Raw genomic sequence first — 22551 nt, 5'->3', positions numbered from 1 at the left:
CAGGGTGATAATGTCAAACCGCATGGCTTATATTGATATTGATGTGGGCGGCTAAAACCCCTCCGCTTTAGCGAGGGGATACAGCCAACTCAGGGGGCTTTAGCCCTCTCTATGTGTTAACCTAAAAACGTGGAAAGTAGGCGTATCAACTACGCGAAGAGACATCCTAGTACGGAGAAATCCCGGCAAGTAAGTCACTACCGCTTTGGCGGCAAGCCTAAACCACTGCAAGCAATGGCAGGATGTTGAGCGTATCGAATTGGCTAGTGTTGAAAAGCGCGAAACCACGAATCGAAACATAAACGTAGTCCCAATAGCAGAAATGCTTGAGGTGAGTAGGGGGTCTTTGACTGCCCCCACCCGCATTAAGTTGTGGGTGACAGCTCAAGGGAAAAGCGAAGCAACGCGGCTTCAGCCCGTTGCGCAGCATCCGTTGGGAATCCCCTCTCTTTCAAGGAGGGGAGAAGTCAATACCGGTCAGATTCGGGTGCTCTCGCAAATTGAACGCTTTGGCAGCCCCCGTGACCCCGAAACTGATCCGGTAGAATTAGCGTAGGGGACTTGCCAGCCACTGCCTCAGCATACCGAGGATGTCATTGTGGGAACTCCAAACGAGCAGCCCCGATCTGCCGTGATTCGTGCCCACCGATGCAACTTTATTTTGACTATGGTGCCACCACGCCCTGTCGTGCCGAGGTCTTAGCGGCAATGCTGGCGGCCTATGAGCAGCAGTGGGGAAACCCCGCTAGTATTCACGCGTGGGGTCAACGGGCGGCGATCGCCCTAGAGCAGGCACGGATGCAAGTGGCAGCCTTAATCAACGCCCATGCTGACGAAATTATTTTTACCTCGGGGGGCACGGAAGCCGATAATTTGGCCTTGGCGGGGATCACCCAGCAGTACTCCACGCCACAACATCTGATTATTTCTGCCGTTGAGCATTCGGCTATCGCTAAGCCAGCCGCTGCCCTCGCTGCCCAAGGGTGGCAGGTGACCTATCTTGGGGTCAATCGTTGGGGGCAGGTGGAACCGGCTCAACTGCGCCAAGCTCTACGGGATAATACCGTACTTGTTTCAGTGATCTATGGCCAAAGTGAAGTGGGGACGCTGCAACCCATTGCTGAGTTGGCGGCTATTTGTCAGGAGGCGGGGGTACGCTTTCACACCGATGCGGTGCAAGTGGCTGGGCGATGTCCCCTCGATGTGCGGCGCTTAGGGGTCGATTTACTCTCGTTGTCTAGCCATAAGATCTATGGCCCCCAAGGAGCCGGTGCCCTCTATGTGCGCTCGGGGCTAGCGCTAGAGCCTCTGTTGCGCGGTGGCGGCCAAGAACTGGGGCTGCGCTCGGGCACACCGGCGGTGCCGACATTGGTGGGATTTGGGGTTGCGGCGGAACGTGCTGCTGCGGAATTAGAGACAGAGCACCCACGGCTGATTCAACTGCGCGATCGCCTCTGGCAACAATTGCAGATGCATCCCCAAGTAGAACTCACTGGTCATCCGTGGCAGCGTTTGCCCCATCATGTAAGTGTGATCCTGCGCGATCGCCACGGTCAGCCCCTCAATGGCAAAACCTTTGTCCGCCAACTGAATCTGGCGGGGATAGCCGTTAGTGCTGGCTCGGCGTGTCACAGCGGTCAAACCCAGCCCAGCAGCACCCTATTGGCCATGGGGTATGATCCGGACACAGCCAAAGCGGGGATCCGCATTACGTTGGGGCACCAGACCACTGCCGAGGACATCGATTGGTTGGTTATGGTACTGCGGCAGTATCTGGCCGACGCGATCGCGCCTGCGGTTCCCATGTCTCTCAGCTAAAGGCACACCTATGCTACTGGCGACACTCTCTGATCAAGGTTCCTTCGCCCTGACCCTTTACGGCATAGGGATAACCGCAATACTGCTATTCACCCTCCTGCGGTGGGCGCAACACCCCTCCCGCATTGAGAAAGAGCGCGATCGCTATCAAAGGGAACTTAGTCAATGCCAAGCTGAGTGCGCTCAACTGCGGCAACAACTGGAACAAATAAGCGCCGACAACCATAACCTATTGCGCGATCGCCACCACTGGCAACAGCAACACCAAGCCCTTAGCCAACAGTTGACAACCTTAGAAGCGACCTATCAACAACTAGAGCAAAACCTGCATCGCCTTGAACAGGAACGCGATCGCCTTCAACACGCCCTGAACCAACCCCCAGATTGGTGGCACGAAATGACCAAAAATTATCAAACATGGTGGGAGAGCCTACCTTTTTTACCCCACGAAGAAACTGGATCGAACTCGTCTCAGCAATGAAATCCGACGGAGCTAGTGGCCTAGGCTTCAGCGGTAGCAGAATTTTGAGTGGAGTATGCACAAAGGGAATCGACACGCACGGTGAGTCCGCCTACCCGAGACTGCTCCCTTTTAGCCCAATAAAAAAGCGGAGAGTCACTCCCCGCTTTACCTAATTCCTGATTCCGTTGTGAGTTATCTAACTCTGGAACAGGTTACGTTGCCACTGGCAATGAATCGTGGGTGATGCTAGTTCGTTAAGAAACTAGTAGTCGAAGTCACCCCCCATGCCAGCGCCTGCCCCTGCGGGAGCATTATCTTTTGGCTCGGGTTTATCGACGATAATGCACTCGGTGGTCAGCACCATGCCAGCAATAGAGGCTGCGTTTTGCAGCGCCGAACGGGTGACTTTAGCAGGGTCAACAATGCCAGCTGCAAACATATCGACGTACTCGTCTTTGGCTGCATCGTAACCTACATTAAAGTCTTTTTCTTTGACCCGCTCAAAAATGATGGCTCCATTTTGACCAGCATTTTCAGCGATGCGGCGCAGCGGAGCACTGAGGGCACGCTCAACGATGTTAGCTCCAATGAGCTCCTCACCGGTTAAGTGTTCCGCAGCCCAGTTGCTCAGTTCGGGTGCTAGGTGGGCAAGGGTTGTGCCACCGCCGGGGACAATGCCTTCTTCAACGGCTGCTTTGGTCGCGTTGATGGCATCTTCGAGACGCAGCTTGCGATCTTTCATTTCAGTTTCGGTGGCGGCACCCACTTTAATCACGGCTACGCCACCCGCCAGCTTGGCTAACCGCTCTTGCAGCTTCTCTTTGTCGTAGCTGGAATCGGTTTCCTCAATTTGCCGACGGATTTGCTCACAACGGGCTTTCACGGCTTTTTCGTTACCTTCGGCCACAATCGTGGTGGTGTCCTTAGTAATGGTGATGCGGCGAGCTTTACCCAACATATCCAATTTGGTGTTGTCGAGTTTCAGACCCGCATCTTCGGTAATCACCTGACCGGCAGTGAGCACCGCAATGTCTTCCAGCATGGCTTTACGGCGATCGCCAAAGCCAGGAGCTTTAACGGCAGCCACATTGAGCACCCCACGCAGGCGGTTCACCACTAGGGTGGCCAGCGCTTCTTTCTCAATGTCCTCAGCAATAATCACTAAGGGTTTGCCAGCACGCGCCACTTGCTCTAGGATGGGCACGAGGTCTTGAACCAGAGTGATTTTTTTATCGGTGATGAGAACAAACGGCTCATCGAGAACGGCTTCCATCCGCTCGGTATCAGTGGCAAAGTAGGGAGAGATGTAGCCTTTGTCAAAGCGCATCCCTTCGGTGACCTCCAATTCCGTGGTCATGGATTTGCCTTCTTCAAGGGAAATTACCCCTTCCTTACCTACTTTGTCCATGGCATCGGCAATCATCCGACCCACTTCTTCATCGTTACCGGCAGAGATGGCTGCCACTTGGGCAATGGCTTTTGAGTCTTCGACGGAGCGAGCGTGGGCAGCAATTTTATCCACTAAGAATTGGGTAGCTTTGTCAATGCCGCGTTTTAGGGAGATGGGGTTCGCTCCGGCTGCAACGTTGCGTAGCCCTTCTTTGACCATGGCGTGAGCTAGCACGGTAGCGGTGGTAGTACCATCGCCAGCGGCATCGTTGGTTTTAGAGGCAGCTTGGCGAATCAGGGCAACACCCGTATTTTCAATGTGGTCTTCTAGTTCAATTTCTTTGGCAATGGTGACACCGTCGTTAATAATTTGCGGGGCACCAAATTTCTTTTCCAAGACGACGTTACGACCTTTGGGGCCAAGGGTGACAGCCACGGACTCAGCCAAGATGTCCATGCCTTTTTCAAGGGCGCGACGAGCATTTTCGTTGTAGATGATACGTTTTGCCATAGGTGTTTCCTACCTCAGTTGTTCAACAGTAATGAGATGTTGCAAGGCAAGTGATTAGGCAACCACTGCCAGAATGTCTTTTTCCGAAAGCAGAACGTAGTCTTCACCGGCTAGCTTGACTTCGGTACCGGCATACTTGGAGTACAGCACTTTGTCGCCCACTTTCACATCCATTGGCTGGCGTTTGCCGTCGTCGTTTAGTTTGCCAGGGCCAACGGCGGTGACTTCACCCMCTTGGGGTTTTTCGCGGGCGTTGTCGGGCAGCAAGATGCCCCCAGCCGTGCGTTCTTCACTTTCGCTGACTTTGACAAAAATGCGATCGCCCAAAGGCTTTACAGTTGAAACACTTAGAGATACGGCTGCCATAGCGTACTGATCTCCCAATCGTAAGAGTAAGGGTAAACGTCATGCTGCACGGCTCTGTCCGATCGCGCAGCAGTCAAGGAGTCGAGACGTTGGTGTTAGCACTCTCTACCTCCGAGTGCTAATGTAGCGAGAGGGTGTTGGCGATCGCAACTCGGGTTGCAGTACGGTTTTCCGAACGGCACCCTAGGACTTCAGGCCAGTCGTGGCAATGCCGCGAATCAACTGTCGCTGGCCAAGGGCAAACAACACAATCACCGGCACCGTAGCAATCACGGCTGCGGCCATCATCAGCGGCCAGTCATTTGTAAACTGTTCCTGAAAGTTCGCCAACGCAAGCTGCACCGTCACCAGTTCCGGTTTTGTCGTAAACACCAAGGGCTTAAACAGGTCATTCCACTCGCCAATGAAAGTAAAGATAAATAGCGTGACGAGGGCAGGCCGGCTCAGGGGCAGCAAAATATACCACAGCACCTGCCAGCGGCTAGCGCCATCCAAGAACGCTGCTTCCTCAAGTGCCACGGGCAAGGTCAAGAAGAATTGCCGCATCAGAAAGACCCCGAAGCCATTGGCAGCCGTTGGTAGAATTAACGCGCCGTAGGTATTAATCAGATGGCCTGCCTTTAAGATCAAAAAGATTGGGATCACCAGCAGTTGAAAGGGAATCACCAGCGTTGCCAGCATCAGCACCAGAATCAACTGCTGGCCGCGAAACTGTAAGCGCGCTAAGGCGTAGCCCGCCAACGCCGACGTAAATAGCTGGCAGGCCGTTACCGCCAATGCCACTAGGGTAGAGTTAGCAAAGGCACGGATAAAATGTCCCTGCTCCCAAGCGCTTTGGTAGCTCTGCCATGTCCACCCCTGAGGCGGCAGCAGTTGGCTAGGAAGCGCCCCCGCAGGCCAGCCGGAGGTACACACCACAACGATTAAGGGACTGAGCAGCAGCACGGCGCCTAGCCCCAGCAGCAGCGACAACCCAACAGTGCGGAACCTAGCGGCCACTGCCAGACATCCGTTTCAGCAGATCCACAAAGCCTTTGACCTCTTCGCGGAACAGGAACCCGGCGTAGGCTTCCATCCCGTGCTCGCCAATATCCAACCCCTCGATTTCTTCCTCTGGAGACACGCGAATCCCCATCGTTACCTTCAGTAATAGCCAAGCTGCCGTACTAAAGAGTACTGTAAAGCCCCCTACTGCTAGCACTCCCACTAACTGATGCCACAGTTGAGTCACATCCCCGCTCCACAGTAACCCCTTAAGGGGACCGTCTTCGTAGAGCTTCCCTGGGCCATCGGCAAATAGACCCACCGCCAAGGTGCCCCAAATACCGTTCACCAAATGGACGGAAATGGCACCGACCGGATCATCGATTTTGAGGCGATCCACAATAACCACTGAAAACACAATGATGATACCCGCGATGATCCCGATGAGAATGGCACTCTCAAGGGTAACAAAAGCACAGGGGGCAGTAATGGCGACTAAGCCTGCCAGAATGCCGTTAATGATCATTGAGAGATCCGGCTTACCAAAGTACAAGGTGGAGACTACCGTTGCCGTAACCCCACCAAAGGCGGCGGCCATATTGGTTGCGACCGTAATGTGGGCGATCGCCAGTGGATCTGCGGTCATGGTCGAGCCCGGGTTAAAGCCAAACCACCCTAACCACAAAATTAAGCAACCAAGGGTAGCAATGGCAAAATTATGGCCAGGGATCGCCGCCACTGAGCCGTCTTCCATATAGCGGCCTAAGCGCGGCCCAAGCAGTGCTGCCCCCATCAAGGCCGCCCAACCACCGACGGAGTGAACCACCGTTGAACCCGCAAAGTCCCACATTCCCATCTTCTGCAACCAACCCCCACCCCAAATCCAGTGACCGGTAATTGGGTAGGAGATCCCCACCAACAACAAGCTAAAGACAAAAAAAGCATAGAACTTAATGCGCTCAGCAACTGCCCCTGACACAATGGTGGCGGCTGTACCGGCAAACACCAGTTGGAAAAAGAACTTGGCGTACAGGGGAACTGCTGCCCAACTCAGAGCGTCGTAAACTCCGCTGTAGTTTTCCGTGGCGGGGCTGTTATCGGAGCCTAGCAAAAAGAAACCACTCAAACCCATGAAGGCGTTGCCATCCCCAAACATGAGGGCAAACCCAATGGACCAAAAGGAAATGCTGGAGAGGGCAAAGACGATGAGATTTTTTGAGAGGAGGTTGACTGCGTTCTTAGCGCGACAAAAGCCGGTCTCCAGCATACCGAAGCCCGCGTTCATGAAGAATACCAACACCCCTGCAAAAAGAACCCAGAGCGTATTGAGCACCACCGCCACGGCTTCGGGAATATCGCTCGAGGCGGCAGTATCTTGGCCAAGGGCAGCCGTTGCCGAGAGCACCCCAATCATCCCAGCAAACACCAGCAGGGTACGGCGCAGGGGTAGGTACAGCAAACAACTCAAGGGATGGTTGAAACGCAACCAACGACGGGACACAGAGCGCAGCTTCATAGGTTTAGTTTTCCAGTCACGCGAAGACAATTTACAGATACCCCCACCAGCCTCAACTCTTAAGGGATACCAAGGGTTGAGCCGCAAACTAGCAATATAGGCAATTCCTTGCTTGATCATCCCTGAAGGGGAGCGCGGCCAAATGTATCAGCAATTACAAAATACCGGAATCACTGCCCAAATTCTGCATAGGTTGCTGCATGTGCCAGTTAAGAAAGTTGCAATTGCCCGCAAGTGTTCGGAGTATCCAGTGCTGACTAATTTGCGTTGCCCTAGCCTTGCCCTCGTCCGCCGTCGGGCGATCGCCCCCAACAGCCTTGTTCTTGCCCTGCTGGGGTTGGGGGTGTTAACGCTTCCTTTGCTCCCAGCGATGGCGCAAATTGCGGTTTATGAAGGTCAGCGGGTTACGGGGGATGTGACAATGACCCTTCCCGATGGCAGCACTTACCAAGGAGAACTCCTGAATGGTCGTTTTAACGGTCAAGGGATTCTCTCGATGGCTAACGGCAACCGCTACGAGGGGGAGTTTCGCAATGGTCGTTACCATGGCCAAGGAGTGCTGACCTATGCGGATGGGGGTCGCTACGAAGGCGGGTTTGTGGATGGGGTCTTCAATGGCAAAGGGATTTTAGAGCTGGCCAATGGTCAACGGTACGAAGGCAACTTCCAAAATGGCCAGTTTCATGGCAATGGCGTTTTAACTTTTGCCGATGGTACCCGCTACGAAGGCAAATTTGAAGCGGGTCAGTACCATGGAATGGGGACGCTATCCTTTGGGGATGGCACCAGCTATACGGGGAATTTTCGCAATGGCCTGTTCGATGGGCAAGGGGTGTTTACACTGCCCGACGGCTCCCGCTTGGTAGCAACATGGCGGAACGGTCGCCGCGAACCCCGCTAACATTCGTTTGGGGGATGCTCTCATTCTGTGCCTTTAACGTCAACAGATGCCATTACATCAGCCCTCGCACCCTACAGTCGTTTTGGGGTGCGTTTGGGGCTAGAGCCTATCCAAGAACTCTTAAGTGCCCTCGGAGCACCGCAGGAGCGGGTTCCTTTGATCCATGTGGCAGGCACCAATGGTAAAGGCTCAGTCTGCGCCTACCTTGACAGTGTCCTGCGGGCGGCGGGCTATCGCACTGGTCGCTACACCTCGCCGCACCTGTTGAGTTGGTGTGAGCGCATTTGCGTTGATGGTACGGCAATTGCCGTGGACGATTTCTTAGCGCTGATTCGCCGGATCGAGGGGGTGCTACCCCAACTGACCTACCAGCCCAGCCAGTTTGAATTGGTCACTGCTGCAGCATGGCTGTATTTTGCTGAGCAGCGGGTGGACATTGCAGTTATCGAAGTGGGGCTGGGGGGGCGGCTCGATGCCACCAACGTCTGCCCACCTCCCTTGGTGAGTGTGATTACCTCCATTGGCTGGGATCATTGGCAGCGCCTCGGCAATACCCTCGGGGCGATCGCCGGTGAAAAGGCGGGGATTCTCAAATCCTACCGACCCGCAATCATTGGGCCGGTGCCACCAGAAGCGCAAGCGGTTATCCAAACTCGCCTCGAGCAGCTACAGTGCCCTGCGGTGTGGCCTGAGCCGGCTCAGTGGTCGGCGCGCCCCGGGTGGGCAACCTGGCGGGGGATTGACTATCCATTGCCCCTTGCTGGGGAGATGCAACTGGTGAATTCAGCGTTGGCGATCGCCACGGTGCAAGAACTCCAACAGCAGGGTTGGTCCATTGCGCCTGAGGCTATTGAAATGGGGATGGGGCAAACCCGCTGGCCAGGGCGACTGCAATGGTTATCTTGGCAGGGGCAAGGCCTTTTGATTGACGGTGCCCACAACGCGCCAGCAGCCGCCTATCTGCGGCAGTACGTGGATCAACTGGGGTGGCCGACAGTGACTTGGGTGGTGGGGATGCTGGCCAACAAAGATCACGCCGGGATTCTCCAGCAACTTCTGCGACGGGGCGATCGCCTCTGGCTGGTGCCTGTGCCTGCGCACCAGAGCGCCGACCTCGATACCTTAGCTGCGCTGGCACGCCAATGCTGTCCTGAGGTGGCAGAGTGTCGGTGTTTTGGCAGCATACTAGAGGCGTTAGCGGCATCTCCTCCCCATGCGGTTGTGTGTGGCTCCCTCTATCTCATTGGGGTTGTGCTAGGGGTTCACCGCAATGGTGTATTGACAGCGCTGTAGGGTTTTGCTAGGTTAAAGATCGCTCAAAAATTGGGACTGTAGTTCAATCGGTTAGAGCACCGCCCTGTCACGGCGGAAGTTGCGGGTTCGAGCCCCGTCAGTCCCGTTGCTCTCAAGAGTAGGTGAATGGAACCTGCCCTTGGGTTTAACTAATGAGGGGTTCGGGAAGCAATACGTCCCGCCCTGTACCCGTAGGGGTAGTGTCGGGAGGATGTCACGCAGGATGGTTATGGTTGCCAGTCCCCCAAGCCAACACCTTGTAGATACTCACCAGCGGCGCATTCGCAAGCTCCGTCTCTCGATTACCGATCGCTGCAATTTGCGCTGTACGTACTGTATGCCAACAGACGCAACCTTTATGCCGCCACAGCATTACCTGACGGTGGCGGAATACGCGACCATTGTGGCAGAACTGGTTGCCCTAGGGGTGGAGGCGGTGCGGCTGACGGGGGGAGAGCCACTGCTGCGTTCAGAATTTCCTGAAATTCTCGCGGCGTTAGCAGCGGTGGGGGTGCCAGACTTGAGCTTGACCACCAATGGCCTGCGTTTATCTAGTTATTTAGGTGTGTTGGCAGAGTATGGAGTACGGCGGCTGAACATCAGTTTAGATAGCCTTGATTCGCACACCTTTGCAACCATTACCCATGGACAACAGTTGGAGGTGGTGAAAGGGGCGATCGCCCGTGCGGTGAACGAAGGGTTTCAGGTCAAGCTCAACATGGTGGTGATGCAGGGGGTCAACGATCACGAGCTAGTTTCGATGGTGGAATACGCAAAATCCCTAGGGATTGAGGTACGGTTTTTGGAGCTAATGCGCATTGGTTATGCCTGTCATCTACCCCATAGTCAATTTATCAGTGCGGCAGCGATGATTCGCCAACTCCAAGGTCACTACGATCTGCAACCTGTGCCCCGTCCCCAAGATGCCACGTCCTTTAACTTTGTCACCGCCTGTGGTGCCCAGATTGGGTTCATTGCCTCAGAGTCGCAGCCTTTTTGTCATCACTGTTCACGCTGGCGACTCTCGGCGGATGGGGTTCTGCGGGCATGTTTATTCAAAGAAGCGGGGGTCGCTCTGCAAGGGCTGGATGCTCAGGCACGACAAGAGGCCTATCAACAAGTTCTTGGCATGAAACCGGCGATTCGGGCTGCTGAAGTTCACCATGCCATGTATCAGATCGGAGGTTAGCGCCATATTCTTAGAACATACCAATTCCAAATGGCAATAACTCGGTTTTTTGAGTGGTTGAACAAAGTTAGACCGCACTCCCCATCCTCGCTTTAGCAGGGTGGGGTTAGGTTGCGGCAATGGAGCAAAGCGGAATTGCCAATAGATCTAGTCCTTGTAGCCCTGGTTCTCAATGTACTCTTTCAGGATTTCCAGAGATGCCCCACCAGCGGAAACAAATCCATACCCCCTTTTCCAGAAGAAAGGCTTCCAGTAGTAGGAGTTTAGGAAAGCACGAAATTCCTTCCTGATTTCTCGGCTAGTGATCTGTGGACTCTCAATTCTCAGGTTAGCACCGACACCACTACCTCGCGTCAGCGGGTGGTGTGAGCTTCATAGATACTCTCAAGCTGTAAAATAACGTTATATCTTAGGACTGTGCTATGACCTCTGCTGCTTCCTCAGTGGCTCGCTCTGACTTAGCAGAATTGCGCCGCCTCAAGGCACTGCTACCGCCTGAACTGCAAAGCTGGGTAATGATTGAGCCGGCCAGTGGCGTGAACCCGCCTCTGATTACCTGCGAAGAAATTGGCAAGGATGAGGTGGAAATTCAGATCGACCTAGCGCGGTGGGATCAACTGGCAAAGGATCAACGTAATTTACTCTTTTGGCATGAGGTGGCGCGGATTCAAAATGACACTATTCCTCGCGACGGTTGGGAAATGGCGGCCTTAGCCATTGGCTTGGGTGGCGCCGTGGGTGAACTCTGGGTACAGGATGGTTTACTCCTGTTGCTGGCACTGGGACTGTGTGGCTTTTCTGGCTGGCGACTGTATCAACGTAATAACGGTGAAAAAGTTCTTAAGGAGGCGATCGCAGCAGATGAACGGGCGATCGCCCTCGCCACGCGGTTCGGCTACGAGCTGCCCAATGCCTACAAAAGTTTGGGCAGTGCCCTCAAACTACTCATTGAGCAAAGCCCCAACCGTCGCCAACGCAAACGCTATGAGCTACGCCTACAGGCGCTGAAAAAAAGTGCCGCCAAAGCCAAAGCCCGGATGCAAAACCTGCAAACTGACACCTTACCGCAGTAACCCCCGATGGCTACCTCTCGCAATCGTCGCCTGCTGGTGCCGGCGCTTATTCTGTTTTGGACAATGGCCAGTCTGGGGGTGATGGGGCAGCTTGATCTCCATCCTGTACTGCGGTACTACGGCTGGACCTTTACCGCTCAGGTGGCCTTTCTTATTTTCTTTGTGCCAACCCTATGGCGACAGGTCACCAAGAAAAAGCGAGACAGTTCCCTTTGAGCCAGCAGGCACTCAATGGCCACGGCTCTCCGTTTGTACCACCGCGACCGATGCCACTCGGCGCTCGCACAGGAGGCCACACTCGTCTTTGCTGAACTTGTTGCCGCCTGAATTTCTGAAGGGGGAGTCCAATGCTCTATCGTCGTTTTGGTCGCACTAATTTAGCCATGCCAGTGTTCTCCTGTGGGGGGATGCGCTATCAATTTTCATGGCAGGACGTGCCCCCTAGCACCATTCCGGCAGAGAATCAGCGGAATTTAGAAGCGACTATCCAGCGAGCTTTAGACCTCGGCATTAACCATATCGAAACGGCTCGTGGCTATGGTACCTCGGAAGTGCAGTTGGGCAAAATTTTGCCGCGCTTGCCCCGAGAAAAACTAATTGTGCAAACCAAGGTTGGGCCGCGAGCCAATGCCAGAGACTTTCGTGAGAATTTAGAAACCTCATTGCAGAATCTGGGGCTGGACTACATTGATTTGCTGGGCATCCACGGCATTAACTTACCGGAACACCTTGAACAGGTACTGCGACCGGGGGGATGCTTGGAGGTGGTGCGCCAGTTCCAAGCCCAAGGCCGTATCCGCTTTGTGGGGTTTTCTACCCACGGCAGTCTTGAGGTGATTCGCCAAGCGATCGCCAGTGATGTGTTTGACTACGTGAACTTGCACTGGTACTACATCAACCAACAAAATTGGCCTGCCATTCTAGACGCTCACGCCCGGGATATGGGGGTCTTTATCATTAGCCCTGCGGACAAAGGGGGAATGCTGTACAACCCACCCCCTCGCCTTTCCCAGCTATGCGCTCCGTTGAGTCCAATGGTCTTTAACGATCTCTTTTGTCTTTCCCATCCTCAGGTGCATACCCTCAGTGTGGGGGCAGCTCGCCCCAGTGACTTTGAGGCCCATCTCGAGGTCTTAAGCCTACTGAACCAAGCCGAGACGCTGCTGCCGCCGATTGTAGCGCGGCTAGAGCAGGCTGCCATTGAACGCCTTGGCGCTGATTGGTACCATACATGGCACCAAGGGTTGCCCCCCTATCACCACACGCCCGGCGAGGTGAATATTCCTACGATTCTTTGGCTGTGGAACTTAGCCCACGCCTACGACTTGGTGGACTATGCCCGTATGCGCTATAACCTACTCGGGAACGGCGGCCACTGGTTTCCGGGAGCTAATGCAGCTCACGTTGATCAGTTAGACCTCAGCGCCTGTTTAGCCAAGAGTCCCCATCGCCAAGCCATTCCTGCCATTCTCAAGAGCGCCCACCAACTGTTTGCGGGGGCGGCGCAAAAACGACTGTCACAAGCGTGAACAGCCCTCATGGGAGATTGGGGAGTTTCCCCCACGCGATCGCGGAGAATTCCCCTAGGCGGCGGCAGGTGGGTCACCGACAATGAAAGTGTAAGGGTAAGAGGGTCACACTATGGATTTCATCTACCACCTGAGCAACGCCAGCCTTACCCTGCGGGTTGTGCAATTCCTACACGAATATGCTAAGTTGCCGGTTCAGTTTGTCACAGTAATTCATCAGGTGGATGGCTGGGTGGTGCGGGTTAAAATGCACACACCCTTATCTGATGAGCAAGCAGGAAACTTTCGCGCCTTCTTAAACGAGTTGGGGTTTCCCTACACGCCTGGGATTTCGTTGAAAATGGCACTATGGGCACTCGAGACAGGACAACCCATGGTAGATGTGATGCGCCGCTACCAAGTGGCTGTGGTCTCCCACGGGACTCCCAACTACGATGACATTGAGGCGTTTCGCAAACAGTTTATTCAGGGCTTGGGCTACTGCCCTGAAACCTTGGCATAAGGGGAACCCAAGCCATGCTCCCAGCGATGCTGTAGGATGCGCTCTGCAAGGGGGAGATCGCTGGGAGTTGTAATTTTAAGGTTGGTGTCTTCACCCATGACAATGTGGACGGGGTGCCCGAGTCGCTCAAATAAGGCGGCATCATCGGTCACCTCCCAGCCCTGCTCTACCGCCGTGGCATGACCGTTGAGGAGGTAATCGACCCGAAACCCTTGCGGCGTTTGTGCTGCCCACAGCGTACTGCGATCCGGTGTTTGGCTCACGACACCAGCCGCATCCACGATTTTAATCGTGTCTTTTACAGGTATCGCTGCCACAAATCCGTCATAGGTCTCCAGTGCCTGAACGCACCGCTCAATTAAGGCGGGTGTAGCCAAGCAGCGGGCACCATCATGGATCAGGACGTGGCTGGCATGGGTAGGCAGGGCGCGCAAGCCGTTATATACAGATGCTTGGCGTGTATCACCCCCTTCGATCAGCAGGATAGGTTGGGGAATGGCTAAATCGGTAATGAGGGTCTGCCAAACCGGGAAATCCTCGGGCTGGCCAATGATGCCAATCCATTCAATGGCCGGTACAGCAGCAACCGCCTGTAGGGTCCATGCCAGCAGCGGTTGCCCTAGCACGCTCAAGCGTAATTTGTTCTGGGCAGCTCCCATCCGCTTGCCCATTCCAGCCGCAGGAATGAGGATGTGCATTGGTGATCAAACTCTACATCGCCCCCATCTTGCCACAGATGGTCGTACTTCCATGCGCTCCTCATTTTTTTGGGCAGTAACGCCAGCCCAAGATCAGCGCGATAGGAGAGACTGGAATAGCTGCGGTGTGATGGAGTTGTGCTGATGTTTGATAAGCCTCTCAACCGGACGTACGAACGCATCATGGTGGCGATCGCCAGCGTGAACTTGCTCTTAGTGCTCTTTGACCTCACCTATATTCCGCTACGGGACTTTTGGCTATTGGGGAAAGTTCGCATTCCGCTGATTCAGCGCATCATTTACGTTCCTCAGCCCTTTGCGATCGCCCCACTGTACGATCCCATTAAAGGCATTGAACCCCACCGCGAAACCGAGCAGTATATCGCCATGGTTGCCCAACTGCGGCAAACCATTGAAACGCAGGGGGTAGATGCCCCAGCCACCGCAGCCTTACTGGCACAGTTGCGGCGGCACAGCGAAGTTATAGTGGACACCGATCCCTTTGCCCTTGCCAACAAAACGGGCACCCTTGAGCGCATTAAGAACCTGATGCGGCTTAAGGTATTTGGGAATCGTGAGGCCTCGTCTCGACAGGCGTTTTCACGCTTTTGGAGTCCGGCCTACATCAACGCCAACGACTGGCAGCAGAATCTAGGATGGTTTGAGCAGCACATTGTGCCCCTGATGGCCAGCAATTATTGGCGCGCCTACGGTGAGGATGGCAATTTTATCAACCACTTTGATGCCATTGATATTCCCTTTAACCTGCTGTTTTTTGTGGAGTTTTTGGCGCGTACCTTTTGGTTGAGTCGCCAGTATCGGGCGTACCATTGGCGGGATGCCATGCTGTGGCGCTGGTACGATGCCCTGCTCTTTTTCCCCTTTTGGTGGTTAGCGCCGACATGGGGATGGCTGCGGATTATCCCAGTTGTTATTCGCCTTGACCAAGCGGACGTGATCTGTCTAGATAGCCTCGAAGAGCAAGCGTCTCAGGGGGTGGTGGCGGCGATCGCCACGGACGTTTCTGAAGTGGTGGTTCTGCAGGTGCTCACTCAGCTTCAAAAAGCCATCCAGCGGGGACAATTTGGCCGTTGGCTCCCCCATGCCCGGGATCTGGCGGCCAGCAATGATGTGGATGAACTGGGGGAGGTGGCTGCCCTGATGGTTCAGGTAGTGCTGTACCGAGTGATTCCGGAACTGCGGCCAGACATCGAGGCACTGGTGGCTTACAGCGTCGATCAAGTGTTTCGCCAAGCTCCGCCCTATCGCCGCCTGACGGAAATTCCTGCCCTCCAGCAACTACCGGCTCAGTGGCGGCACGACATTGCCAAACAGCTTACCGATCGCCTGCTAGGGTTAATAGAGCGCAGTGCCCACAGCCAAGCCAGCCTTCCGCGCGAAGGCACCCTGCTGGTCAGTCAACTGGCGCAGAAATTTGGTCAAACCCTCATCCAAGAAATGCAGCGCGAACAGGTGGGTAAAGCCATTCAGGAGTTACTGGTAACATGGCTAGAGGAACTGAAAATTACCTTTGTCCGCCAAACCCACAGTGAGGGGATTGAAACCGTCCTCGATCAAACCCGTAGTTTACAGCAGGCTCTTGAGCGGGATCTCCAGCGGCGTCAGTCTTAAGGGCGGGAGGTCTCCCTAGGCCACAAGGTAGAGGATAGCGACGATGACGCTTACGGCAATCACGATCAGGCGCAGCACCCTAGGCTCAACAAAGTGAGCTACCTTACCGCCCAGTAGCCCCCCAGTGACAGCGGCGATCGCCATCCCTAGCACCACTGGCCACAGCACCTGTCCCGAGAAGAGGAAAAATGCAGCGGCTGCCCCATTGACCGCAAAGGCGAGGAGTTGTTTCAGGCCATTGAGCCGGGTCAAGGTATCCTCCAGTACCATCCCCAGCGTGGCTAGGAGAATCACACTCAGCCCGGCACCAAAGTAGCCGCCGTAGAGCGCTGCCAGAAATACCGGGGCGATCGCCCACGCCAGCCTGCCGCCGCCCCCGTGCGGTCTCCGTTGCAAGAGCCAGCGCCGCACTGGGTCTTGCAGTGCCAACAGGAGTGCCGCCAACAGAATGAGGTAGGGAACCAAAAAACCAAACAGCCGCTCACTGGTGCTCAGGAGTAAAACACCCCCACTGATCCCCCCCAGCACACTAGCGGGAACCAGGAACCCCAGCCGTGCCCCTTGACCTTGCAGATCCTGCCGCTGGGCAAGCGTTGCCCCCAAGTAGCCCGGCACCAATGCCACCGTGCTGGTGATGTTGGCTGCCATCGGCGGCACCCCCGCCGCCATCAGGATCGGAAAGCTAATGAGGGTGCCCCCACCGGCAATGGCATTGATGAACCCTGCCCCTATCCCCGCTAGGGCAATCAGCAGTATCTCAAGGCTGCTCATCAGGCACTCAGATACCGTTGCAGCGTCTCGCGGTATTGGCTTTTGGGCTTCATGCCAACGATCACCTCCAGCAGTTCCTTATTTTTGAACAGCTGAATGGTGGGGGTGCTGGTGACCCCCGCTTGCTCGGCAATGGCGCTGTCCTCAGTGATGTCAATTTCAACGAGTTGGACATTTCCCTCAAATTCATCCACCAAACGATCCAGAATGGGTTTGAGGGTATGGCACGGGCCACAGGTGGGGGAGACGTACTTCACCAGCAGCAGGCGATCGCTCTCGTGGAAGAGCTTGCGCAGGGCATAGCTGCCGCGGTGCTTTGTGGCCGTCGGATCAAACTCTACGGTGGCTGAGGCGGATGGCGTGGGGGGTGCGGTTACCGTGGCCTCCTCAACCGTCTGGTGAAACTCCTGAATCAACCCCTGTGCCGAAAGCCACCGCTCGGCCTCCAGCGCCGCCATACMCCCCGTTCCCGCCGCCGTAATCGCCTGACGATACTCATGATCCTGAACATCCCCAGCGGCAAATACCCCAGCAACATTGGTCTGGGTGCCATGGTGGGTCAGGATATAGCCAACACTATCCAGTTCCAGAAACTCCTTAAATAATTGGGTATTGGGGGTGTGGCCAATGGCATAGAATAGCCCCCGCACCGCCAGTTGAGACTCTTCTCCCGTGGCCTTGTTGAGAATCCGTAGCCCCGTCATCAGGTGGCCATCCCCCAGAATTTCTTGGGCTTCGGTATGCCAGTGAACAGTAATTTTGGGATTGGCCAGCACCCGGTCTTGCATCGCCTTACTGGCGCGCATTTTGTCACTGCGAACCAGCAAATGGACATGGGAGCCATACTTGGTCAGGTAAACCGCTTCTTCCGCAGCACTGTCGCCACCGCCAATCACTGCCAACTCAGCCTCCTTGAAAATGGGCGTGGCACCGTCGCAAATGGCACAGGCAGACACCCCCTTCGTCCAGTACTGCTCTTCGCCGGGCAGGTGCAGCCGCTTGGCCGTTGCCCCTGTACAAATGATGACCGCATGGGCATAGACCTGCCGCTCGGCGGAGCTAATGAGGAAGGGACGTTGGTTAAAATCAACTTGGATCACATCTTCAGTGACAAGTTCTGTGCCCCAGCGCTGGGCTTGCGCTTTCATCCGCGCCATTAACTCTGGTCCTTGAATCCCCTCGGGAAAGCCGGGGAAGTTCTCCACCTCGGTGGTGGTCATCAGTTGGCCGCCAGGTAGCCCTCCCACCTGATAGCCTTCAAACATAAAAGGCTTGAGGTTGGCACGGGCAGCATAGATGGCCGCAGTATAGCCCGCCGGCCCAGAACCAATAATTACAACGTTTTCAATCCGTGGCGATGTCATGACTAAAGTAAACTCGAAACGACTATGAGTTATCTGATTGTAGCCTGATTCCTAGGAGCAAGCAAGGGGAGAGAGGTTTATGCGTCGGATTGGCAATGGGGGCGAGGAAGCGGTGGTGAGGTGGTTGCGGGCGCAACAGTGGCAGATCGTAGCCCGCAATTGGGGCTGTCGTCGGGGCGAGCTAGATATTGTGGCTTACAGTCCCGGTGGGGTGCTGGCCTTTGTGGAGGTAAAAACCCGCCGCCCCCAGAATTGGGATGCTGACGGTCTCGAGGCGATCGCCCACCGCAAGCAACAAAAACTCATTGGCACCGCTCAGGAGTTTCTGCAGGCCCATCCCCAATGGCACGACAGTCCTTGTCGCTTTGATGTAGCATTGGTGCTGTACCAGCCCTCTCCGGTGGGGGGATGCTATCGAGTACACCAGTATTTAGAAGATGCCTTTACTGTGGAGTAACACCCGTGAGCTATCGGATGGATCGCCAAGCCTATGCGGAAACCTATGGTCCTACCGTGGGCGATCGCCTGCGCTTAGCGGATACCGAACTCTTCATTGAAGTCGAGCAGGATTATACCTGTTATGGCGATGAGGTGAAGTTTGGCGGTGGCAAGGTGATCCGCGATGGCATGGGGCAGTCCCCTATCCCTAATGCCGAGGGTGCTGTGGATGTGGTCATTACCAATGCGGTGATTCTCGATTGGTGGGGGGTGGTCAAGGCCGATGTCGGCATTAAGGACGGCAAAATTGCCAAGATTGGCAAAGCGGGCAATCCCTATACCCAAGAAGGGGTGGATATTATCATTGGACCTGGCACCGAGGCGATCGCTGGCGAAGGCATGATCCTCACCGCTGGCGGTATTGATGCCCACATTCACTTTATTTGTCCCCAGCAAATTGTTACGGCGATCGCATCTGGTATCACCACCATGATTGGCGGCGGTACAGGCCCTGCCACCGGCACCAACGCCACCACCTGCACGCCTGGGCCGTGGAACCTCTATCGGATGCTACAGGCTGCCGATGCCTTCCCGGTCAATCTCGGCTTTTTGGGCAAAGGCAATAGCAGCCAGCCCCAAGGACTGAACGAGCAAGTGGAAGCAGGAGCCATTGGCCTCAAACTCCATGAAGACTGGGGCACCACCCCAGCAGCCATTGATACGTGCCTGAGTGTGGCTGAAGCCTACGACATCCAAGTTGCCATCCACACCGACACCCTCAACGAGTCAGGGTTTGTGGAAGATACCATCGCCGCCTTCAAAAACCGCACCATCCATGCCTACCACACCGAAGGTGCTGGGGGAGGGCATGCGCCCGACATTATCAAGGTTTGCGGTCAGGCTAATGTGCTGCCCTCCTCCACGAACCCCACCCGACCCTACACCATCAACACCTTAGATGAACACCTCGATATGTTAATGGTGTGCCACCACCTTGACCCGAGCATTCCCGAAGATGTAGCCTTTGCAGAGTCTCGGATTCGCCGCGAAACCATTGCCGCCGAAGATATTTTGCACGATATGGGTGCCTTTAGTATTATCTCCTCCGACTCCCAAGCCATGGGACGGGTCGGGGAAAGCATTATCCGCACGTGGCAAACTGCCCACAAAATGAAGGTACAGCGAGGGCACCTCAGCGACCCCAGCCATGCTGCTGCCAGCCACGATAACTTTCGTGCTCGCCGCTACGTTGCCAAATATACGATTAACCCCGCCATCACCCACGGCATTGCGGAGTACGTGGGGTCGGTGGAGGTGGGTAAGATTGCCGATCTGTGCCTGTGGCGACCGGCCTTTTTCGGAGTCAAACCAGAACTGGTGCTTAAGGGAGGGCTGATTGCCTACGCCCAAATGGGGGATGCCAACGCCAGTATTCCTACCCCCCAGCCCGTGCATATGCAGCCCATGTTTGCTGCCTACGGCGGCTGTTGTACGGCCACTTCAGTGACCTTTATGTCTCAGGCGGGTATTGCCAACAATATCCCCACACAACTCTCTATGCAAAAGCCAGTACTGCCGGTGCGCCATATTCGCCAGCTCCGGAAAGCTGACCTGAAACTAAACGATTATCTGCCCCACATTGAGGTAGATCCAGAAACCTACGAGGTGCGCGCCGATGGTGAACTGCTCACCTGTGAACCCGCCACCGTGTTACCCCTTGCCCAGCGCTACTTTTTGTTTTGATGGAGCATCAAGTGTCAGCCCTATTGCAGCGGGGGCAGCAAGCATTGGAAAAAGGGGAGTATTCTAAAGCGGTGACCCTCTTGGAGCAGGCGGCAGCCCTTGCGGAGGGCAATGTTGTTTGCACTGGCGAAATCCATCTTTGGCTCGTGATGGCCTACAGTGCCCTAGGAGATCAGGCTGCGGCCTTAGCCCTATGTCGGCAGCTACAGCGCCATCCCGATCGCTACACTCGGCAGGAAGGTCGGCGATTGCTCGCTATTTTGCAGGCACCCCAACTCAAGCGCCGCCCTGAGTGGTACAGTCAAATTCCCGATCTTTCCCAGGTGGGCGATCGCCCCTATGAGTCCCCCTACGCTGGCATCCCTAAACCGACCGCCGCGGCATCCCCAAAGCCCCAAGAGCCACCACCCCCGGCAACCCCCTTACCCAATGCCTTTATTTGGCTTGCTTTGCTGGGGTTAGGGGTGCTGACTGCTCTGGCCGCATGGCTCTAACTATGCTTCATCCTGCAATAGACGTTTAATTTGCGCCAGTAAAACCCCCAGCTTACCCTCTTCAAAGAGAGCATTGATCAAGGCCAGCCCACTGGTGGAGAGTAACAGTTTATTAATCTCTGGCGCACCCGCACCGTTTGCCCCTGGGAAGGCGTAGATCTTAGCATCCCCAATGACCCCAGGCTGAGGGGCAAGGGCTTTGAGCACCTCTGGTAACTGGCTTGCTAACTCCGGCCACAGGCTAGTAATGACCTGCGCCGTTAGGTTGGCAGTGCTAATGACATTTTTGGCGGCAAGCAATGCTTCGAGCCCCGCAGCTTCGGCCATGGCTTTATCGCGGTTAGCTGCGGCAAGGGTGCGAATCGCTTCAGCTTCCAGTTCTGCTGCCTGCTGAGCAATTTCGGCTTGGCGACGACGGCGGAACACATCAATTTCTACCACGTTCTGATCAAGGACGCGCTTTTCAGCCGCTTCGCGCTCTGCGGCAATAATGGCCAAATGCTTCTCGCGATCAGCTTTTTCCACTTCGATGGCCGTTGTGACCGCAGATTCTGCCCGCGCCCGCTCCGCTTCGGCCATAAGGCTTTCTTTTTTCTTGGTGGCCACGGCGATCGCCACATCTTCCTGCGCCAGCCGTGCCAAGCGTTCAGACTCGGCCACCATCACTTGGGCTTGGAGACGATTAGCCTCCACCTGTTGCTGCCGATTGATCTCGGCAATTTCTGCTTCTTGCAATTGCTGCGCTTGCGTTACCTTAAGGAGCTTATTTTTTTCCTCAAGCTCGATACTGGCTTCAATTTCCTTCTGCCGAATCGCTAGCTTTTTGCGAATTTCTTCTTCCTCAACCGATTGTGCTTGTAGCAACTTTGCTCGCTGGGTTGCGGCGGCCTCTGCGGCTTTCGCTTCTTCAATTTCCCGCTCTCGCTGGGCTTTGAGGGCTTCTATTTTCAACCGCTGACTCAACAGTGCCGCTTCTTGCTCTTCCTGAATTTGTAGGGAGCGTTTTTGCGCATCCAGTTCTTTTTGCTCAATGGCCACCCGCGTCGAAAGCTCGACCTCCCGCTTTTGTTGAATCGAGCGTTGAATGGTTTCCGTGCGCAGGCGAACACCTTGGGCATCAAAGAAATTATTTTCGTCGTAGGTGTCGCTCTCTTGCACTTCCGAGATGGCAATGTTGTTCAGGGTTAGGCCAACTTTTTGTAGATCCTGTTGCACCAAATTTAGGACTTCCTGGGCAAAACCTAATTTATCCGAATCAATTTCCGCCAGAGACTTATGCTTTGCTGCTGCCCGAATCGCATCATCAGCCCGTTTTTCTAGGGCGTTCTTAATATCTTCGGGGGTAATCCGATTATTTTGGGAGAGGCGCGCCGCTGCCGTTAGCACATCCTCTTCGGTGGCGTTAATGCAGACGTAAAAGGTCACTCGCATATCCGCCCGCAGGTAGTCTTGGGTGCGTACGGCTAACTTGCCAGTGCGCTCGACATCGATAGAAATTTCCCGCAGCGGCACCCGGGTTAGCTCGTGAAACCCCGGCAAGGCAATACAACCGCCATTGAGAATGACGGTTTTCTTTTTAACAAAAATACCGCCTGTGCGCACAAAGGCTTCGTTGTTAGGGGTAATAACGTAAACGCGGGTATAGGCCCAAATGCTCATCAACAGCAGGATGACAATACCCGCAATCAACCCCGGAAAAACCAGCAGGCTACCTACCCCACCCAGATTGCCAACGATGAGGGGGGGTGCCTCGGCCACCAGTGCAGTAGCGGTAGGGGTCTCAACCCTAGGACGGGGGGGATCTGGCAGGGTTGGCCTAGGTAAGGTCTCTAAAAACGTTAACCAATACAGCATAGGGATGGCTCAGGGGGTGGCAT

22 protein-coding genes, 1 tRNA gene and 1 pseudogene are annotated in these 22551 nt (G+C 55.1%); 15 read left to right on the top strand and 9 right to left on the bottom strand.

Annotated elements, in window-relative coordinates:
• Positions 1 to 346 precede the first annotated feature (346 nt).
• The 3 genes from L5470_RS08155 (at position 347) to L5470_RS08145 (ending at position 2299) form a co-directional block, all read left to right on the top strand.
• Complete coding sequence (locus L5470_RS08155; protein WP_499499317.1) at positions 347 to 556, top strand: hypothetical protein; 210 nt, start codon at positions 347 to 349, stop codon at positions 554 to 556.
• A gap of 92 nt (positions 557 to 648) precedes the next feature.
• Positions 649 to 1818, top strand: a complete 1170-nt coding sequence (locus tag L5470_RS08150) for a cysteine desulfurase family protein (RefSeq protein WP_099799003.1) — start codon at positions 649 to 651, stop codon at positions 1816 to 1818.
• Between the two features lie 10 nt (positions 1819 to 1828).
• On the top strand, positions 1829 to 2299 hold the full coding sequence (locus tag L5470_RS08145) for a hypothetical protein (protein WP_499499315.1): 471 nt from the start codon (positions 1829 to 1831) through the stop codon (positions 2297 to 2299).
• A gap of 244 nt (positions 2300 to 2543) precedes the next feature.
• Here L5470_RS08145 and groL read toward each other — a convergent pair whose 3' ends face one another.
• The 4 genes from groL to L5470_RS08125 all read right to left on the bottom strand — a co-directional run bounded on the left by groL (position 2544) and on the right by L5470_RS08125 (position 7047).
• Positions 2544 to 4181, bottom strand: a complete 1638-nt coding sequence (gene groL, locus L5470_RS08140; RefSeq protein ID WP_099799000.1) for a chaperonin GroEL — start codon at positions 4179 to 4181, stop codon at positions 2544 to 2546.
• A 54-nt stretch (positions 4182 to 4235) separates the two neighbouring features.
• A complete protein-coding gene (gene groES / locus L5470_RS08135; protein ID WP_499499313.1) occupies positions 4236 to 4547 on the bottom strand; it encodes a co-chaperone GroES in 312 nt (103 codons plus the stop codon).
• A 183-nt stretch (positions 4548 to 4730) separates the two neighbouring features.
• Entirely contained in the window at positions 4731 to 5546 is an 816-nt protein-coding gene (locus L5470_RS08130) for a carbohydrate ABC transporter permease (protein ID WP_448514014.1), read from the bottom strand.
• A complete protein-coding gene (locus L5470_RS08125) occupies positions 5536 to 7047 on the bottom strand; it encodes an ammonium transporter (protein WP_499499311.1) in 1512 nt (503 codons plus the stop codon). Before L5470_RS08125 ends, L5470_RS08130 begins: the two co-directional genes overlap by 11 nt.
• A 142-nt stretch (positions 7048 to 7189) precedes the next feature.
• Between L5470_RS08125 and L5470_RS08120 the strand changes: the two genes are divergently transcribed.
• The 4 genes from L5470_RS08120 (at position 7190) to moaA (ending at position 10430) form a co-directional block, all read left to right on the top strand.
• Entirely contained in the window at positions 7190 to 7948 is a 759-nt protein-coding gene (locus tag L5470_RS08120) for an MORN repeat-containing protein (protein ID WP_499499308.1), read from the top strand.
• 27 nt (positions 7949 to 7975) lie between these two features.
• Positions 7976 to 9241 carry a bifunctional folylpolyglutamate synthase/dihydrofolate synthase gene (locus L5470_RS08115; RefSeq protein ID WP_499499306.1) on the top strand — a complete coding sequence of 422 codons (1266 nt, stop codon included), beginning with the start codon at positions 7976 to 7978 and terminating at the stop codon, positions 9239 to 9241.
• 32 nt (positions 9242 to 9273) lie between these two features.
• Positions 9274 to 9347 (top strand) — tRNA-Asp (locus tag L5470_RS08110).
• Between the two features lie 123 nt (positions 9348 to 9470).
• Positions 9471 to 10430, top strand: coding sequence for a GTP 3',8-cyclase MoaA (gene moaA / locus L5470_RS08105; protein ID WP_499499304.1), 960 nt, complete (start codon positions 9471 to 9473; stop codon positions 10428 to 10430).
• Positions 10431 to 10577: 147 nt separating this feature from the next.
• On the opposite strand, the gene L5470_RS08100 is transcribed toward moaA, so the two are convergent.
• Positions 10578 to 10736: a transposase gene (locus tag L5470_RS08100; RefSeq protein ID WP_376787938.1), complete on the bottom strand. Its 159-nt coding sequence runs from the start codon at positions 10734 to 10736 to the stop codon at positions 10578 to 10580.
• A 116-nt stretch (positions 10737 to 10852) separates the two neighbouring features.
• Here L5470_RS08100 and L5470_RS08095 point away from each other — a divergent pair, with 116 nt between their 5' ends.
• From L5470_RS08095 to L5470_RS08080, 4 genes are all read left to right on the top strand, one after another.
• The gene (locus L5470_RS08095; protein ID WP_099798994.1) at positions 10853 to 11503 is read left to right on the top strand and encodes a DUF3318 domain-containing protein; all 651 of its coding nucleotides are present in this window, start codon (positions 10853 to 10855) and stop codon (positions 11501 to 11503) included.
• A 6-nt stretch (positions 11504 to 11509) separates the two neighbouring features.
• Positions 11510 to 11719 carry a hypothetical protein gene (locus tag L5470_RS08090; protein ID WP_099798993.1) on the top strand — a complete coding sequence of 70 codons (210 nt, stop codon included), beginning with the start codon at positions 11510 to 11512 and terminating at the stop codon, positions 11717 to 11719.
• Between the two features lie 131 nt (positions 11720 to 11850).
• On the top strand, positions 11851 to 13032 hold the full coding sequence (locus tag L5470_RS08085; protein WP_499499301.1) for an aldo/keto reductase: 1182 nt from the start codon (positions 11851 to 11853) through the stop codon (positions 13030 to 13032).
• Between the two features lie 112 nt (positions 13033 to 13144).
• Positions 13145 to 13534: a hypothetical protein gene (locus tag L5470_RS08080; protein WP_099798991.1), complete on the top strand. Its 390-nt coding sequence runs from the start codon at positions 13145 to 13147 to the stop codon at positions 13532 to 13534.
• Here the strand turns inward: L5470_RS08080 and ispD are convergent.
• Complete coding sequence (gene ispD, locus L5470_RS08075; RefSeq protein WP_099798990.1) at positions 13510 to 14232, bottom strand: 2-C-methyl-D-erythritol 4-phosphate cytidylyltransferase; 723 nt, start codon at positions 14230 to 14232, stop codon at positions 13510 to 13512. The two genes, L5470_RS08080 and ispD, sit on opposite strands and share 25 nt — an antisense overlap.
• A 144-nt stretch (positions 14233 to 14376) precedes the next feature.
• On the opposite strand from ispD, the gene L5470_RS08070 reads away from it, so the two are divergent.
• Positions 14377 to 15864: a hypothetical protein gene (locus L5470_RS08070; protein ID WP_499499298.1), complete on the top strand. Its 1488-nt coding sequence runs from the start codon at positions 14377 to 14379 to the stop codon at positions 15862 to 15864.
• 15 nt (positions 15865 to 15879) lie between these two features.
• Here L5470_RS08070 and L5470_RS08065 read toward each other — a convergent pair whose 3' ends face one another.
• Positions 15880 to 16635, bottom strand: a complete 756-nt coding sequence (locus L5470_RS08065; RefSeq protein ID WP_499499296.1) for a sulfite exporter TauE/SafE family protein — start codon at positions 16633 to 16635, stop codon at positions 15880 to 15882.
• A complete protein-coding gene (trxB, locus tag L5470_RS08060) occupies positions 16635 to 17999 on the bottom strand; it encodes a thioredoxin-disulfide reductase (protein ID WP_499499294.1) in 1365 nt (454 codons plus the stop codon). Before trxB ends, L5470_RS08065 begins: the two co-directional genes overlap by 1 nt.
• A gap of 79 nt (positions 18000 to 18078) precedes the next feature.
• On the opposite strand from trxB, the gene L5470_RS08055 reads away from it, so the two are divergent.
• Genes L5470_RS08055 through L5470_RS08045 form a run of 3 tightly spaced genes read left to right on the top strand, consistent with a single transcriptional unit; the run spans position 18079 to position 20674 of the window.
• On the top strand, positions 18079 to 18456 hold the full coding sequence (locus L5470_RS08055; RefSeq protein WP_099798987.1) for a YraN family protein: 378 nt from the start codon (positions 18079 to 18081) through the stop codon (positions 18454 to 18456).
• 5 nt (positions 18457 to 18461) lie between these two features.
• Positions 18462 to 20180, top strand: a complete 1719-nt coding sequence (ureC, locus tag L5470_RS08050; RefSeq protein ID WP_448526593.1) for an urease subunit alpha — start codon at positions 18462 to 18464, stop codon at positions 20178 to 20180.
• On the top strand, positions 20180 to 20674 hold the full coding sequence (locus L5470_RS08045) for a hypothetical protein (RefSeq protein ID WP_499499291.1): 495 nt from the start codon (positions 20180 to 20182) through the stop codon (positions 20672 to 20674). Before ureC ends, L5470_RS08045 begins: the two co-directional genes overlap by 1 nt.
• 9 nt (positions 20675 to 20683) lie before the next feature.
• Here the strand turns inward: L5470_RS08045 and L5470_RS08040 are convergent.
• A pseudogene (locus L5470_RS08040) lies at positions 20684 to 22528 on the bottom strand (SPFH domain-containing protein); the annotation flags it as partial.
• Positions 22529 to 22551 lie beyond the last annotated feature (23 nt).

The sequence above is a fragment of the Synechococcus sp. PCC 6717 genome, from assembly GCF_022698185.1.
Lineage (GTDB): Bacteria > Cyanobacteriota > Cyanobacteriia > Thermosynechococcales > Thermosynechococcaceae > Thermosynechococcus > Thermosynechococcus lividus.
Note: the sequence above shows the minus strand (reverse complement) of the source record. Positions and strands in the feature narration are given on the sequence as shown.